Here is a 15,717-nt window from a genome sequence, read left to right on the forward strand (position 1 = left end):
GTAATTCATTGTGAGCGCTTGTCGCGAGGGGAAGACATCGTTTAAGGAGGTGATCCAGCCGCAGGTTCCCCTACGGCTACCTTGTTACGACTTCACCCCAGTCATGAACCACACCGTGGTGATCGCCCTCTTGCGTTAGCCTAACCACTTCTGGTGCAGTCCACTCCCATGGTGTGACGGGCGGTGTGTACAAGGCCCGGGAACGTATTCACCGTGGCATTCTGATCCACGATTACTAGCGATTCCGACTTCACGGAGTCGAGTTGCAGACTCCGATCCGGACTGAGATCGGCTTTTCGGGATTGGCTCACTCTCGCGAGTTGGCAACCCTTTGTACCGACCATTGTAGCACGTGTGTAGCCCTACTCGTAAGGGCCATGATGACTTGACGTCGTCCCCACCTTCCTCCGGTTTGTCACCGGCAGTCTCCTTAGAGTTCCCGCCATTACGCGCTGGCAAATAAGGACAAGGGTTGCGCTCGTTACGGGACTTAACCCAACATTTCACAACACGAGCTGACGACAGCCATGCAGCACCTGTCTCTGCGTTCCCGAAGGCACTAAGGTATCTCTACCAAATTCGCAGGATGTCAAGAGTAGGTAAGGTTCTTCGCGTTGCATCGAATTAAACCACATGCTCCACCGCTTGTGCGGGCCCCCGTCAATTCATTTGAGTTTTAACCTTGCGGCCGTACTCCCCAGGCGGTCGACTTATCGCGTTAACTTCGCCACAAAGTGCGCTAGGCACCCAACGGCTGGTCGACATCGTTTACGGCGTGGACTACCAGGGTATCTAATCCTGTTTGCTACCCACGCTTTCGCACCTCAGTGTCAGTGTCAGTCCAGAAGGCCGCCTTCGCCACTGGTATTCCTCCCGATCTCTACGCATTTCACCGCTACACCGGGAATTCTACCTTCCTCTCCTGCACTCTAGCTTGACAGTTCCGGATGCCGTTCCCAGGTTGAGCCGGGGCTTTCACAACCGGCTTATCAAGCCACCTACGCGCGCTTTACGCCCAGTAATTCCGATTAACGCTCGCACCCTCCGTATTACCGCGGCTGCTGGCACGGAGTTAGCCGGTGCTTCTTCTGTGAGTGATGTCTTTCCTGATGGGTATTAACCACCAGGCGTTCTTCCTCACTGAAAGTGCTTTACAACCCGAGGGCCTTCTTCACACACGCGGCATGGCTGGATCAGGGTTCCCCCCATTGTCCAATATTCCCCACTGCTGCCTCCCGTAGGAGTTCGGGCCGTGTCTCAGTCCCGATGTGGCTGATCATCCTCTCAGACCAGCTACGGATCGTCGCCTTGGTGAGCCTTTACCTCACCAACTAGCTAATCCGACATAGGCTCATCCGATAGCGGGAGCCGAAGCCCCCTTTCTCCCGTAGGACGTATGCGGTATTAGCCTGGGTTTCCCCAGGTTATCCCCCACTATCGGGCAGATTCCTATGCATTACTCACCCGTCCGCCGCTCGTCAGCGGGTAGCAAGCTACCCCTGTTACCGCTCGACTTGCATGTGTTAGGCCTGCCGCCAGCGTTCAATCTGAGCCATGATCAAACTCTTCAGTTTAAGATCAATGCGATCCTTACTCGCTGCCCGAAGGCAACAAAAGCGGATCAAACTTGGCTCAAGGTTCAAACGAATTCACTGCGATACTCCGAAGAGTATCTTGGTGTTCGCTTGCCTTGATATTAGGTGATGATTCACCCTCATCGGCAAGCGCCCACATGAATTACCTGATCAAATTGTTAAAGAGCAACTTTCTTGAGTTCGCTGCGACGGGCTCGGTGACCTGAACCGTATTGCCTCAGCGAGGAAGGCGTATTCTACGCATTCCGTGGTGTTTGTCAAGGGCTGTTTTCAGCGTGTGAAGCGAGCGATCAATCCAACCAACAGATGACACTAACTTCCTGACAAACCGAAGGTTTTTCAACCTTCTTCACCGCTGGTAACGCTTGGCGTCCCCGGCAGCGGATGCGTACTTTACGGATTCGCTGCCGGGTTGGCAAGGGCTTTTTTAAAATAATTTCAGCTCAGTGCTTGGGCTTGGCCTTGCGCATGACAGCCAGCACCGGCCCTGAGCAGACGTAGGCACCAAACAGCAACAGCAACATGACCGAGGGCTGTACCGAGATCATTACGAATCCAAGCACCACCGCCAGCAGCACCACGAAGGGCACGGGCTTCTTGAAGTCCAAATCCTTGAAGCTGTAGTAGCGGATATTGCTCACCATGAGAATACCCGCCGCGCCCACCACCACCAGCATCAGCAGCTTGAAGCCGAAGGCATCGGCGTCGAAGCTGTGGAATGTCCACACGCTGGCGGCGACCAGCGCCGCAGCCGAAGGGCTGGGCAAGCCGATGAACCACTTTTTGTCGACGCTGCCGATCTGTACGTTGAAGCGGGCCAGACGCAGGGCAGCACACGCCACATAGAGAAAGGCCACCACCCACCCGGTCTTGCCGATATCTTGCAGTATCCAGGTAAAGGCAACCAAGGCAGGCGCCATACCAAACGAGATCATGTCCGACAGGCTGTCGTACTCGGCCCCAAAAGCGCTTTGCGTATTGGTCATGCGCGCCACGCGACCATCCAGGCCATCCAGCACCATGGCGATGAAGATGGCCGCCGCTGCCGACGTGAACTCGCCATTGATCCCGGCCACCACGGCAAAGAAACCAGAAAACAGTGCCGACGTGGTAAACAGGTTGGGCAGCAGGTAGATGCCCTTGCGGCGAATCTTCTTGCCGTTTTCGACGGCCTCCTCCACGACTTCGGTTTCACGAAGAAAAGCAGCGGCAAGATCCTCGTTCCGCACGATTTCCTCTTCCTTCGACGAAGGAGTAGCCGCGCTGTCCGCGCCTGCAGCGGACGAAGGGAGCGATTCTTGCTCTGGGTCGCGAGCATCCTGAGTCATAAGTGTCATCCATTTAGAGTGAAGTCACGTTCACAAGTAACCCTTCTCATTCTACACGGTGAACCCTTGCCGACCAGTCCTGACAGCCGGAATGCAAAACGCCCCGAAGCACGCAGAGGCGCTTCGGGGCGTTTTCATGACGGTGGTCGATCAGTTTTTGGACTTGTCGACCAGCTGGTTGGCAGCAATCCACGGCATCATGCCGCGCAGCTTGGCACCCACCTGCTCGATTTCGTGCTCGGCATTCAGGCGACGGCGTGCAGTCATGGAAGGATAGTTGGTGTTGCCTTCCTGGATGAACATCTTGGCGTACTCACCGGTCTGGATGCGCTTGAGTGCATTGCGCATCGCGGCACGGGACTCGTCGTTGATGACCTCAGGGCCGGTCACGTACTCGCCGTACTCCGCATTGTTGGAGATGGAGTAGTTCATGTTGGCAATGCCGCCTTCGTACATCAGGTCGACGATCAGCTTGAGTTCGTGCAGACACTCGAAGTAGGCCATTTCCGGTGCGTAACCTGCTTCGGTCAGAGTTTCGAAACCGGCCTTCACCAGCTCGACCGCGCCACCACAAAGGACCGCCTGCTCGCCGAACAGGTCCGTTTCGGTTTCATCCTTGAAGGTCGTCTCGATGATACCGCTGCGGCCACCGCCAACGCCTGCAGCGTAAGAGAGCGCCAGCTCTTTGGCGTTGCCAGAGGCGTCCTGGTGGATCGCGATCAGGTCGGGAATACCGCCGCCCTTGACGAACTCGGAGCGCACGGTGTGGCCCGGTGCTTTCGGCGCGATCATGATTACGTCGAGGTCTTTACGCGGCTCAATCTGGTTGTAGTGGATGTTGAAACCGTGGGCAAACGCCAGGGTCGCACCTTCTTTCAGATTCGGCTCGACTTCCTGCTCGTAGATGGCTTTCTGGTTTTCGTCCGGCGCCAGAATCATCACGACGTCGGCGGTCTTGCACGCTTCCGGCACGCTGGCGACTTTCAGGCCCGCTGCTTCTGCTTTCGCCGCGGACGAGGAGCCTTTGCGCAGCGCTACGGTGACATCGACACCCGACTCTTTCAGGTTGTTGGCGTGGGCATGTCCCTGAGAACCGTAGCCAACGATGGTGACTTTCTTGGCCTGAATGAGGGAAAGGTCGCAATCTTTATCGTAGTAAACGTGCATGGCGAGACTCCAGAAATCGGTTGAATCAGATCGTTATCGTGTATGTGTCAGCGTTGATGGCCACCCGTGCTGTCTAGTGCAGCACTGGGATTCGGCGTTGAAGTCACTCTACGCCAGCAGCACCATTGCGTAAAACGCTATATTTGCAACATACTATTTCATAAAATGAAATCACACTCAGGGCATCGACCCCATGGATTTTCGTCTTCTCAAGCACATGTCCACCTTGGCAGATACGCTGCATTTCGGGCGCGCCAGCGAGCTGTGCCATATCAGCCCTTCCACCTTGAGCCGCTCGATTCAACAGGTGGAGAGCGAGCTGGGCACCCGCCTGTTCGAACGCGACAACCGGCATGTCACGCTGACCCCGCAAGGGATCGCCTTCCTGCGCTACGCCAAGCAGACGCTGGAGCAGTGGGAAACCCAAAAGCGCACGCTGGCCACCAGCGCGACACAGCTCAGCGGGGAAATCAGCATCTACTGCTCGGTCACCGCCAGCTACAGCTTTTTGTATGAGCTGTTGAGCGATGTGCGGGTACGCCACCCCGGCATTGAGCTCAAGCTGCATACGGGTGACCCGGCAGACGCCATGAACCGCGTACTGGAAGGGGCCGATGACATGGCCATTACGCCCAGGCCTCGCATTCCTCCCAGCGCCCTGGCGTTCAAGTCGCTCACCCGCTCGCCGCTGTTGTTCATCGCCCCGACGGAAACCCATGCCTGGCTGCCTAGCCATCCGGAAAGCTCGACCGCCGAACAGTGGCGGCATGTGCCCATGATTCTGTCGGAGGCGGGCCTGTCGCGGGAGTACGCCAATACCTGGTTCAAGGCCATGGGCATTGCGCCCCGTATCTATGCCCAGGTAGCGGGGCATGAGGCCATCGTCAGCATGGTGGGGCTAGGGTTTGGGGTCGGTGTGGTGCCGCGTATCGTGCTGGACAACAGCCCGCTGGCAGAGCGTGTGCAGGTGCTCAACGTCAAGCCCGAGCTGCCCCACTACGATGTTGGCCTGTGCGTGCTGAACCGGCGGCTGCAGAATCCCATGATCGATGCTTTCTGGACCACGGTGGCACCTCGCTAGCGGCATCCGCCTGGCGCCACCCAAAAACAAAAAAACCGCCCGGCGAAGGGCGGCTTTGGGTGGGTACTAACGCGCGATCAGAGCGACAGCACCTTGTCACCGCGGGCAATGCCGGAGACGCCCGTACGCGCCACTTCCAGAATGCCCACCGGCGCCATGGCCTGCAGGAAAGCATCCAGCTTGGAGGCATCGCCGGTGATCTGAACGGTGTAGAGGCTCGGTGTCACGTCCACGACCTGGGCGCGGAAGATATCCACGGTACGCTTCACTTCATCACGGGCAGCGCCCAGCGCCTTGACTTTCACCAGCATCAATTCCCGCTCGATGTGGTTACCTTCGGTCAGGTCGACCAGCTTCACCACGTCGATCAGCTTGTTGAGGTGCTTGGTGATCTGCTCGATCACCCGGTCGTCACCGATGGTGGTGACCGTCAAGCGTGACAGCGACGGGTCTTCCGTCGGTGCTACGTTCAGCGTTTCGATGTTGAAGTTACGCTGAGAGAACAACCCGACTACACGTGACAGCGCACCCGGTTCGTTTTCCATCAGAATCGAGATGATATGACGCATCAGGTACGCTCCGTTTTGGACAGCAGCATGTCACGCATCGCGCCTAACGGCACTTGCATCGGGTAAACGTGCTCAAAGGGGTCGACCTTCACGTCCAGGAATACCAGCTCATGCTTGTTGGCAAAGGCACGCTCCAGCGCTGGCTCCAGCTCGTCCAGGGTAGTGACCGTGATGGCGGTAAACCCGTAAGCTTCGATCAGCATATGGAAGTCGGGCAACGACTCCATGTAGGAGTGCGCATGGCGGGATTTGTAGTTCAAGTCCTGCCACTGGCGCACCATCCCCAGCGACGCGTTGTTCAGGTTGACGATCTTGACCCCCACCCCGTACTGCTTACAGGTGGAAAGCTCCTGCATCATCATCTGGAAGCTGCCTTCCCCCGTGACACATACCACGTCGTCTTCGGGGAAGTTCTGCTTGATGCCCATGGCGGCCGGAAAGCCGAAGCCCATGGTGCCCAGGCCACCGGAGGTAATCAGGCGGTTGGGCTTGTCGAACTTGTAGTACTGCGCAGCAAACATCTGGTGCTGGCCCACGTCGGTGGTGACGTACGCTTCGCCCCGAGTGACGCGGCACAGTGCCTCGATGACTTCCTGGGGCTTCAGCGCCTCGCCGGGCTTGGAGGGCTCATAGAGCTTGCCTTCCCGCTCGGCGCGCCAGCCGTCGATCTTCTGCCACCAGTCGACCAACGCTTCGGGGTGGGCAATCTCGTGCCCCTGCACCAGGCTGATCATCTCGTTGATGACACTGGCGGCTGGACCGACGATGGGCACGTCGGCACGCACGGTCTTGGAGACCGAACTGGGATCGACGTCCACATGGATGATCTTGGCCGTGGGGCAGAATTTCGACGTGTTGTTGGTCACGCGGTCGTCGAAACGTGCGCCGATGGCAATGATCAGGTCCGCGTGGTGCATGGCCATGTTGGACTCATACGAGCCGTGCATGCCCAGCCAGCCCAGGCACTGGCGGTCGCTTTGCGGGTAAGCGCCAATGCCCATCAGCGTGGTGGTGATCGGATAACCAAGCTGCTTCACCAGATCGGTCAAGCCTTCGCTGGCCTTGCCGGTGACCACACCACCGCCGGTGTAGAACACCGGGCGCTTGGCCTTCAGCATCATCTCGACGGCTTTCTTGATTTGCCCGGTATGCCCCCGGGTCACCGGATTGTAGGAGCGCAGTTTGACCTTCTTCGGGTACACGTACTCGTAGCGCTCGGTGGGCGCGGTCATGTCCTTGGGAATATCGACGACCACGGGGCCGGGGCGACCGGTAGAGGCCAGGTAGAAGGCCTTTTTCAGCACTTCCGGGATTTCAGAAGGGTGACGAATCGAGAAGCTGTGCTTCACGATGGGCCGGGTCACGCCGACGATATCGGTTTCCTGGAAGGCGTCGTCACCAATCAGGTGGCTCATGACCTGACCACACAGCACGACCATGGGAATGGAGTCCATGTAGGCAGTCGCGATACCCGTGACTGCGTTGGTCGCACCGGGGCCGGACGTCACCAGCACCACACCGGGCTTGCCGGAGGCACGGGCATAGCCGTCAGCCGCGTGGGTGGCCGCTTGCTCGTGACGCACGAGGATGTGCTTCACTTTGTCCTGGCGGAACAGCGCATCGTAAATATGCAGCGCCGCACCACCGGGATAACCATAAATGTACTCTACGCCCTCATCTTGCAAGAAGCGGGCGATCATGTCTGCGCCGGAAAGCAGTTCCACTGTGTTTCTCCCCTGGAGGTCTCGAGTGCGATCCGCAGGACATCCTGCGGGGTCGAGTGCGGCGGTATGCCGCTGCTTCTAGCCCATCTTAGGCACCTGATGCCAAACCCTGGCAATATGGCCCGGTTAGGGCCTGCACTCTCATCGGGAGCACGCGTTGCTGGTCACCATGGCCTGTCTGGACGTGGCGAGCTTGACGCGTGCCTCCCTTACACGGCGGTTTGCCGTGTCGGGGCGTTGGCCAGGTCAGGCGGTTAGCCCGAGCCCGGAAGTCCTTCGGCGGGTAGAGGCGTGAGCCTACCCTTCGCGCGGTGATGAGGGATTGCCCGCTGGTTCCGCGCCCGCAAATCAGGAACCCACAAGATTCCATTAGCGCCCTTGGCGTGTCAACCACCTATCCGAGCAAACGCAACAAAGGTCGCAGTCGCTGCAAAAAAATGCCCCGCCAGCGTCACTGACGGGGCATTCGCCCTATTTGATTGCGCAGCAAGCCCTTCCGGGATCAGCCAAAGATCAGCTTGCCTTCACCCGCGCTGATGCGAATGGTATCGCCCGGGGCGTACTTGCCAGCCAGCAGATCCTGCGCCAGCGGGTTTTCGATGCGGCTCTGGATGGCACGTTTCAGCGGCCGCGCGCCAAATACGGGGTCAAAGCCAACCACCGCCAACTGCGCCATGGCGTCGTCACTGATTTCCAGGCTCAGATCGTGCTCTGCCAGGCGAGCCTTCAGGCGCTCCAGTTGAATCCCGGCAATCGCTTGAATCTGCTCCTGGCCAAGGGCATGGAACACCACCACTTCATCGATGCGGTTGATCAACTCAGGGCGGAAGTGATTGCCCACTACTTCCATGACTGCCTGCTTCATCAACTCGTAGTCGCTGCCGTCGTCACTGCTGGTGTCGCCTCCCATGCGCTGGATGATGTCCGAGCCCAGGTTGGAGGTCATGACGATGACCGTATTGCGGAAGTCCACGGTACGCCCCTGACCATCGGTCAAGCGCCCATCTTCCAGCACCTGGAGCAGGATGTTGAACACATCCGGATGGGCTTTTTCCACCTCATCCAGCAGCAGCACCGAGTACGGCTTGCGGCGCACCGCTTCGGTCAGATAACCGCCCTCTTCATAGCCGACGTAGCCAGGCGGTGCGCCAATGAGACGGGCCACGGAGTGCTTCTCCATGAACTCGGACATATCGATGCGCACCATGGCCTCTTCGGTATCGAACAGGAAATTGGCCAGCGACTTGCACAGCTCGGTCTTGCCCACCCCGGTGGGGCCCAGAAACAGGAACGAGCCGTTGGGGCGGTTGGGGTCGGAGAGACCCGCCCGGGAACGCCGCACCGCGTTGGCCACTGCTTCCACGGCTTCGTGCTGACCGATGACCCGTTCGTGCAGGGCATCTTCCATGCGCAGCAGCTTGTCACGCTCGCCTTCGAGCATTTTGGACACCGGGATGCCGGTCCAGCGGGACACGACTTCGGCAATCTCCTCTTCCGTCACGTTGGAGCGCAGCAGCTGATGGCTGGTGGTATCGGCTTCACCCTCACCCGCTTCGCTGATCTTTTTCTCCAGCGCGGGAATCTTGCCGTACTGCAGCTCCGACATGCGCCCAAGATCCCCCTGGCGGCGCGCCTGTTCGAGGTCGATACGCGCTTGCTCCAGCTCGGCCTTGAACTGCGCTGCACCCTGGATGCTGGCCTTTTCCGCCTTCCAGATTTCATCCAGGTCGGCGTACTCGCGCTCCAGCTCATGGATGTGCTGATTGAGGGCTTCCAGACGCTTTTTCGTGGCGTCGTCGGTCTCTTTCTTGAGCGCCTCCCGCTCCATCTTGAGCTGGATCAGGCGGCGGTCGAGACGATCCATCTCCTCCGGCTTGGAGTCCAGCTCCATACGGATGCGCGATGCAGCCTCGTCGATCAGGTCGATGGCCTTGTCCGGCAGCTGGCGGTCGGTGATATAACGGGTCGAGAGTTTGGCCGCCGCGATGATGGCCGAGTCGGTGATATCGACACCGTGGTGAACTTCGTAACGCTCTTTCAAGCCGCGCAGAATGGCCACGGTATCCGCTTCCGAGGGCTCGTCCACCAGCACTTTCTGGAAGCGCCGCTCCAGGGCCGCGTCTTTTTCGATGTACTGACGATACTCATCCAGCGTGGTGGCCCCGACACAGTGCAGCTCGCCTCGGGCCAACGCCGGTTTGAGCATGTTGCCAGCGTCCATGGCACCTTCCGCCTTGCCTGCACCCACCATGGTATGCAGCTCGTCGATGAACAGGATCACCCGACCTTCTTCCTGGGAGAGTTCCTTGAGCACGGCTTTCAGCCGCTCTTCGAATTCTCCACGGAATTTCGCGCCCGCCAGCAACGCCCCCATATCCAGCGAGAGCACACGCTTTTCCTTCAGGCCTTCGGGCACTTCCCCATTGACGATACGCTGGGCCAGGCCTTCGACGATGGCGGTCTTGCCCACGCCCGGCTCACCGATCAGTACAGGGTTGTTCTTGGTGCGGCGTTGCAACACTTGGATGGTGCGACGAATTTCGTCGTCACGACCGATCACCGGGTCGAGCTTGCCTTCCAGCGCTCGCTGGGTCAGATCGAGGGTATATTTGTTCAGCGCTTCACGCTGATCTTCGGCATTGGGGTCGTCAACGCGGGAGCCCCCACGCAGGCTGTCGATGGCCGCCTCAAGACTTTTGCGCGTCAGCCCGGCCTCTTTGAGCAGTTTGGTGATGGCACCGTTCATTTCCAGCGCTGCCAGCAGCACCAGCTCGGAGGCAATGAACTGATCGCCGCGCTTTTGCGCTTCGCGGTCGGTCAGGTTCATCAGTTTGACGAATTCCCGGGAAGGTTGGACCTCGCCGTCGAACTGGCTGACTTTGGGCAAGTCTTCCAGTTGGCGCTGCAAGCCGTCGCGCAGCCGGGAACTGCTGCCTTCGGTTTTTTCGATCAGCGCCTTGATGCCGGTATCGCGCGTGTCGAGCAGCGCCAGCAGCAAATGGGCAGGGTCGAGTTGATTGTGGCCACGCCCCACGGCGAGGGATTGAGCCTCGGCAATGGCGGCCTGCAACTTGGCAGTAAATTTATCGAATCGCATGGAGTACCTCCTTAGGGGTGCCGTGCGTTTCGACCCACGGCGCATCCCGATAACCTGTCGTTGAACGTGCTAAAGACGATTAGCTTGACAAGTAAAATGGCGGCAGTTATGGCCATTTCAAGAGGCATGCGATATTAACCAGCCGTTGACCGACGGCTCACTTGATCCAGATCACGCTTGCCATGCGGCCGGTGTTGCCGTTATCCCGCCGATAAGAGTAAAAGCGCGACTCGCAGGCCGTACAGAAGTGACCACCGCTGATCTGATGGATGCCCAACGCCTCCAGGCGAAAGCGCGCCAGGCGGTACAGGTCGGCCATGTAATGGCCCAGGCGATAAGGGCTATGATCGAAGGCTTCTGCGGTGTCGGGCTGGATGGCCACGAAGGTGCCGTACACTTCCGGGCCCACCTCGAACTGGGCATTGGAGATCGCCGGGCCAAGCCACACCAGAATGTCTTCGGGGTCGCAGTTCATCGCTGCCACCGTGGCTTCCAGCACGCCACCGGCCAGCCCGCGCCACCCGGCGTGGGCCGCCGCCACCTGGGTACCCTGCCGATTGCAGAACAGCACCGGCAGGCAGTCGGCGGTGAGCACCACACAGGCATAGTCGCTGCTGCTGGCCACCGAGGCATCGGCTTCCGGCGCGCTCTCCTGATACTCCTGCTGCACCCGTGCCCCGTGGGTTTGATTGAGCCACAGCAGCGGACGGCTATCGCCGATTTCCTTGTGCAGCAGCCGACGACAAAGCGCCACGTGGTCGGCGTTGTCGCCCACGTGGGCCGCCGGGTTGAACGCCGCGAAGTCGTTCTGGCTGGGGCCTGTCTCGCGGGTGGTCACAAAAGCCTGCACGCTGGCAGGCGCCGCCCAATCAGGGCGCAGCAGCGTGGGGCGCAGGTCTATGGCATCGCTCATCGCATGGTCTCGCTATCTTCACGCAGATAATCCAGCAGCATCAGCAAATCGTCAGGCAGCTCCGCCTTGAAGGTCAGCGTTTCTCCACTGACGGGGTGGACGAAGCTCAACTGGCGCGCATGCAGCGCCTGACGGGGAAATTCACGCAGAATCTCCTTCAATGGCCCGGCTGCCCCCGGCGGTAGCTTGGCGCGACCGCTATACAGTGGGTCACCCACCAGCGGAAAACGCGCATGAGACATGTGCACGCGTATCTGGTGAGTACGCCCGGTTTCCAACTGGCAGCGCACGTGGGTGTGCGCGCGGAACCGCTCGACGACACGAAAATGCGTCACCGCCGGCTTGCCCGAGGCGGTCACGGCCTGGCGCTTGCGGTCCTTCGGGTGCCGCCCAATGGGGGCGTCGATCGTGCTGCCCGACACCGGCTTGCCGAGCACGACCGCATCGTACTGGCGTGACACAGTCCGCGCCTGAAGCTGCTCCACCAGCGCCGTTTGCGCGGGCAGGGTCTTGGCCACCATCATCAGGCCAGTGGTGTCCTTGTCCAGCCGATGGACGATGCCCGCTCGGGGCACTTCTGCCAGCGAAGGGTGATGAAACAGCAGCGCATTGAGTAGCGTGCCATCGGGATTGCCTGCGGCAGGATGTACCACCATTCCCGCAGGCTTGTTGACCACCATGACGTCGTCGTCTTCATAAACGATGTCCAGGGCGATGTCCTGGGGCGCAAAGCGAGTGTCTTCCTCGATGGTGGCGTGGAGCGCCAACACTTCGTGACCGTGCAGCTTGGCCTTGGGCTTGGCCTTGGCCCCATCGACCGTGAGCTCTCCCGCATTGATCCACGCTTTCAAGCGCTCGCGGGAATAATCGCTGAACAACTCCGCCGCCGCTTGGTCCAAGCGTGCGCCCGCCAGGGTGGCGGGGACGCGCTGCGTGGCTTCCACAATTCGAGACATGAATGACCTCTTTATGACACAAACACGCCCACTTCTGGATGACACGACACCGCTGAACCCTTACAGCAAAGTGTCGCCAAGCCTGCGTTTTGCGCTCAGGTGTTTTATAGTGGGCTGACTGCGACCTATTCTACCATTTCTACTTATGGCCATCGTCGCTTTTCGGTGATTGAGGCTTGTTTGCAACGAGGATGATGATGCGCGTTTTTTCCGCTGCCAACCGCTTTGGCGCCCTGGCCCTGAGTCTTGCCCTGTTAGCAGGCTGTGCCAGCAATGACACCACTCCGGAAGACGAAGACGAGTTTGCCGGTGTTCAAGAGCGCGAGCTGTATGAGCTGGCCCGTACGGCCCTCGACAGCAATCGCTACCCTATCGCCATCGAGCGCCTGGAAGCCCTGGACACCCGCTACCCGTTTGGCCCTCATGCCGAACAGGCCCAGCTCGAGCTGATCTACGCCTACTACGAAAACAGTAACTGGGAAGAGGCCCGCGCGGCGGCCAGCCGATTCATTCGCCTGCACCCTGACCACCCGCAAGTGGATTACGCCTACTACCTACGCGGGCTGTCCGCTTGGCAAGCAGGGCGCTTCAGCCTGGAACGCCTGCGCCTGATCGATATTTCCAAGCGTGACCTGGGCGCCTCGCGGGATGCCTACAACGATTTCCGCGAACTGATTCAGCGCTTCCCACAGAGCCAATATGCGCCGGATGCCCAGCAACGCATTGTTTATCTGCGTGAGCTATTAGCCCGCCATGAACTGCATGTGGCTGACTACTACCTGCGCCGCGGTGCTTTCTTGGCCGCCGTTGAGCGGGGCCGTTGGGTCATCGAAAATTACCCAGAGTCCAGCGCCACCCGTGATGCGCTAGCCACGATGGTGGAGGGCTATCAAGGCTTAGGCATGGACGACCGCGCCCACGAGGTGCTCACCGTGCTGCGCGAAAACGCGCCAGATCACGAGCAGCTTCAAAACGGCCGCTTTACGCCCAAACATGGCAACAGCGATTAAGCGTTGAATCAGGCCACTAGCGGCCGCTACGTTTAAGCTGTACAACCCATGCATCAATAAAACCACGCTTCGGCGTGGTTTTTTGCGTTCATACCTAATAAAACTTATTTAACAAAACTTATCAAAGCCTAAGCGGCGCCTCGCCCCACAAGCTGAAGCTTGAGCTAACCGAAAGCACCGTGATTGGAAAAGTTTGGCCCCTCCTCCGGTACTGCCTTAAGCCAGTGAGCGCTTACATTAATCCCCAGGCTGCCAGCCATTCACAATGGGGTAGCGACGGTCACGCCCGAAACCACGCGGCGTGACCCGCACTCCAACAGGGGCCTGGCGACGCTTGTATTCGCAGCGATCCACCAGCTTGACGACTTTATAGACATCCTCTTCCTCAAAGCCTGCCGCAATAATCGACTCGGCGCTCATATCCCCTTCGATGTAGCGGACCAAAATGGCGTCCAGCACATCGTAGTCGGGTAGCGAGTCGCTATCCTGCTGATCAGGGGCGAGCTCAGCGCTAGGCGGGCGCTCAATGACCCGCTCGGGAATCGCCGGAGACTGAGTATTGCGCCAGCGGGCTAAGCGATAAACCCAAGTTTTATACACATCCTTAATAGCGTTGTAGCCGCCCACCATATCGCCATACAAGGTAGCGTAACCCACTGCCATTTCGCTCTTGTTACCGGTGGTCAGCACCATTAGGCCTTTCTTATTGGAAATGGCCATTAACAGCACACCACGACAGCGAGACTGCAGGTTCTCTTCGGTAGTGTCCCGCTCAGTGCCAGCAAAGCTTTCCGCCAAGGTGCCCATAAAGGCTTCCACCATCGGCTCGATGGGCATCACGTCATAGTGCACCCCCAGCAGGTTCGCCTGCTCGGCGGCATCCTGCTTGGAGATATCGGCGGTGTAGTGGTAAGGCATCATGACCGCCTGCACGCGCTGCGGCCCTAGCGCATCCACCGCAATCGCCAGCGACAAGGCGGAGTCGATGCCGCCGGAAAGCCCCAGCACCACGCCTTTGAAGCCGCTTTTATTGACGTAGTCACGCAGCCCGGTGACCAGCGCGCAATAGAGGCTCTCTTCCGGCATGACTTCCGGCTCGATCTCTCCAGCCTGGGGCTCCCAACGCTCGGCGCTGGTTTGCAGCAGTTGAACGGGCATCAGCCCGGCTTGCCAGTAAGGGGCCAGCACCTTGAGCTGGCCCTGCTCATCCACACAGCAAGAACCGCCATCGAACACCAGCTCATCCTGGCCGCCAATGGTGTTGACGTAGAGAATGGGGCGCTGAACGTCCTGAGCCCGCTGCTCCAGAAGGCGCAGCCGCTCGGTGGGCTTGTCCTGGTGGTAGGGTGAGGCATTCAGGCTGATCAATACTTCCGCCCCGGCCGCCTGCGCCGCCTTGACCGGCGAGCCTTCCCACAAGTCTTCACAGATCAACAGCCCCAGCTTGGCACCCTTGTGCTCGTAAACCAGTGGCTGGGTGCCGGGGGTGAAGTAGCGCTGCTCATCGAACACCTGGTAGTTCGGCAGCGCCTGCTTGGCGTACTCTGCTTCCCACTGGCCGTTGTACAGCACGCCCGCCATGTTGTAGCACTTGCCTTCACGCACACCGGGATAACCAATGATGACCAGCACGTCTCGGGCCACCTTCTCGGCCATTTTGGCGCGGGCTTCGCGCAGGCGCGCCTCCATGGAAGGCCTCAGCAGCAGGTCTTCCGGCGGGTAGCCGGAAAGAAACAGCTCGGGAAAGACCACAATGTCCGCCCCATGCTCGATCCTCGCCTCACGCACGGCCTCGATGGCGCGCGCGGCATTGCCGGGAATATCTCCCACTAGCGGGTCGAGTTGGGCCATTACCAGCGTTAAGTCTTGCATGGGCGTCAAAATCTCTTGAGAATCTTCAGAATACGATGGCACTTGGGGCATTGTCCCGCAAGGTGCGCCTGCTGGCAAAGGCCATACGGCTACAGGCGTGCTGCCCGCTTTTTCCCGGTATGGGAGTTATCGAGGATGAACCTGTTGATCATTCGGCTGATTATTTTTGCGGTGCTGTTTTATGCAGGCCTGAAACTCTACGGCATGTATCGCCAGCACCGCCTTTCCCAGCAGCAGCCCCCCGCTCCTCGCCATGAAGGCGGGCAGATGGTGCGCTGCCGCTGGTGCGACGTTCACGTGCCGGAAAGCGAGGCACTGCGTGACCATGAGCAGTGGTTTTGCTGCAGCGCCCACCGCGACCGTTTCCTGCAGGAACAGCGTGATCGCGACGACGGTAATGCTTGA

Annotated in this window: 11 protein-coding genes and 1 rRNA gene; 3 read left to right on the forward strand and 9 right to left on the reverse strand. The window is 59.4% G+C overall.

From position 1 onward, the window contains the following. Positions 1 to 42: 42 nt before the first annotated feature. The 3 genes from RVM27_RS06125 to ilvC all read right to left on the reverse strand — a co-directional run bounded on the left by RVM27_RS06125 (position 43) and on the right by ilvC (position 4,090). Positions 43 to 1,574, reverse strand: a 16S ribosomal RNA gene (locus RVM27_RS06125). Between the two features lie 464 nt (positions 1,575 to 2,038). Next, positions 2,039 to 2,923 (reverse strand): CDP-alcohol phosphatidyltransferase family protein, encoded by an 885-nt coding sequence (gene pssA / locus RVM27_RS06130; protein WP_498957580.1) that lies wholly within the window; start codon positions 2,921 to 2,923, stop codon positions 2,039 to 2,041. Positions 2,924 to 3,073: 150 nt separating this feature from the next. Then, positions 3,074 to 4,090 (reverse strand): ketol-acid reductoisomerase, encoded by a 1,017-nt coding sequence (gene ilvC, locus RVM27_RS06135; protein ID WP_016916053.1) that lies wholly within the window; start codon positions 4,088 to 4,090, stop codon positions 3,074 to 3,076. Positions 4,091 to 4,283: 193 nt separating this feature from the next. Between ilvC and ilvY the strand changes: the two genes are divergently transcribed. After that, positions 4,284 to 5,171, forward strand: coding sequence for a LysR family transcriptional regulator (ilvY, locus tag RVM27_RS06140; protein ID WP_498957581.1), 888 nt, complete (start codon positions 4,284 to 4,286; stop codon positions 5,169 to 5,171). Positions 5,172 to 5,248: 77 nt separating this feature from the next. On the opposite strand, the gene ilvN is transcribed toward ilvY, so the two are convergent. The 5 genes from ilvN to rluD all read right to left on the reverse strand — a co-directional run bounded on the left by ilvN (position 5,249) and on the right by rluD (position 12,430). Continuing rightward, the gene (gene ilvN / locus RVM27_RS06145; protein ID WP_016916051.1) at positions 5,249 to 5,740 is read right to left on the reverse strand and encodes an acetolactate synthase small subunit; all 492 of its coding nucleotides are present in this window, start codon (positions 5,738 to 5,740) and stop codon (positions 5,249 to 5,251) included. Further along, complete coding sequence (locus RVM27_RS06150) at positions 5,740 to 7,464, reverse strand: acetolactate synthase 3 large subunit (protein ID WP_081193998.1); 1,725 nt, start codon at positions 7,462 to 7,464, stop codon at positions 5,740 to 5,742. The genes ilvN and RVM27_RS06150 overlap by 1 nt, the downstream gene beginning before the upstream one ends. Before the next feature lie 502 nt (positions 7,465 to 7,966). Beyond that, a complete protein-coding gene (gene clpB, locus RVM27_RS06155; RefSeq protein WP_498957582.1) occupies positions 7,967 to 10,561 on the reverse strand; it encodes an ATP-dependent Clp protease ATP-binding subunit in 2,595 nt (864 codons plus the stop codon). Between the two features lie 157 nt (positions 10,562 to 10,718). Beyond that, a complete protein-coding gene (gene pgeF, locus RVM27_RS06160) occupies positions 10,719 to 11,474 on the reverse strand; it encodes a peptidoglycan editing factor PgeF (RefSeq protein ID WP_287807966.1) in 756 nt (251 codons plus the stop codon). After that, positions 11,471 to 12,430, reverse strand: a complete 960-nt coding sequence (gene rluD / locus RVM27_RS06165; RefSeq protein WP_016916047.1) for a 23S rRNA pseudouridine(1911/1915/1917) synthase RluD — start codon at positions 12,428 to 12,430, stop codon at positions 11,471 to 11,473. Before rluD ends, pgeF begins: the two co-directional genes overlap by 4 nt. Positions 12,431 to 12,627: 197 nt before the next feature. On the opposite strand from rluD, the gene RVM27_RS06170 reads away from it, so the two are divergent. Further along, complete coding sequence (locus tag RVM27_RS06170) at positions 12,628 to 13,440, forward strand: outer membrane protein assembly factor BamD (protein ID WP_287807968.1); 813 nt, start codon at positions 12,628 to 12,630, stop codon at positions 13,438 to 13,440. 237 nt (positions 13,441 to 13,677) lie between these two features. Here RVM27_RS06170 and RVM27_RS06175 read toward each other — a convergent pair whose 3' ends face one another. Then, entirely contained in the window at positions 13,678 to 15,312 is a 1,635-nt protein-coding gene (locus RVM27_RS06175) for an NAD+ synthase (protein ID WP_287807971.1), read from the reverse strand. 135 nt (positions 15,313 to 15,447) lie between these two features. Here RVM27_RS06175 and RVM27_RS06180 point away from each other — a divergent pair, with 135 nt between their 5' ends. After that, complete coding sequence (locus RVM27_RS06180; protein WP_081138865.1) at positions 15,448 to 15,717, forward strand: PP0621 family protein; 270 nt, start codon at positions 15,448 to 15,450, stop codon at positions 15,715 to 15,717.

It is taken from the genome of Halomonas sp. KM007 (genome assembly GCF_050709225.1).
GTDB lineage: Bacteria > Pseudomonadota > Gammaproteobacteria > Pseudomonadales > Halomonadaceae > Vreelandella > Vreelandella hamiltonii.

What these genes read in the sequence shown, in the direction of transcription:
- ilvC (WP_016916053.1), bottom strand. Translation starts at nt 4,090, where the DNA reads ATGCACGTTTACTACGATAAAGATTGCGACCTTTCCCTCATTCAGGCC.
- pgeF (WP_287807966.1), bottom strand. Translation starts at nt 11,474, where the DNA reads ATGAGCGATGCCATAGACCTGCGCCCCACGCTGCTGCGCCCTGATTGG.
- RVM27_RS06180 (WP_081138865.1), top strand. Translation starts at nt 15,448, where the DNA reads ATGAACCTGTTGATCATTCGGCTGATTATTTTTGCGGTGCTGTTTTAT.
- rluD (WP_016916047.1), bottom strand. Translation starts at nt 12,430, where the DNA reads ATGTCTCGAATTGTGGAAGCCACGCAGCGCGTCCCCGCCACCCTGGCG.
- clpB (WP_498957582.1), bottom strand. Translation starts at nt 10,561, where the DNA reads ATGCGATTCGATAAATTTACTGCCAAGTTGCAGGCCGCCATTGCCGAG.
- pssA (WP_498957580.1), bottom strand. Translation starts at nt 2,923, where the DNA reads ATGACTCAGGATGCTCGCGACCCAGAGCAAGAATCGCTCCCTTCGTCC.
- RVM27_RS06175 (WP_287807971.1), bottom strand. Translation starts at nt 15,312, where the DNA reads ATGCAAGACTTAACGCTGGTAATGGCCCAACTCGACCCGCTAGTGGGA.
- RVM27_RS06170 (WP_287807968.1), top strand. Translation starts at nt 12,628, where the DNA reads ATGCGCGTTTTTTCCGCTGCCAACCGCTTTGGCGCCCTGGCCCTGAGT.
- ilvY (WP_498957581.1), top strand. Translation starts at nt 4,284, where the DNA reads ATGGATTTTCGTCTTCTCAAGCACATGTCCACCTTGGCAGATACGCTG.
- ilvN (WP_016916051.1), bottom strand. Translation starts at nt 5,740, where the DNA reads ATGCGTCATATCATCTCGATTCTGATGGAAAACGAACCGGGTGCGCTG.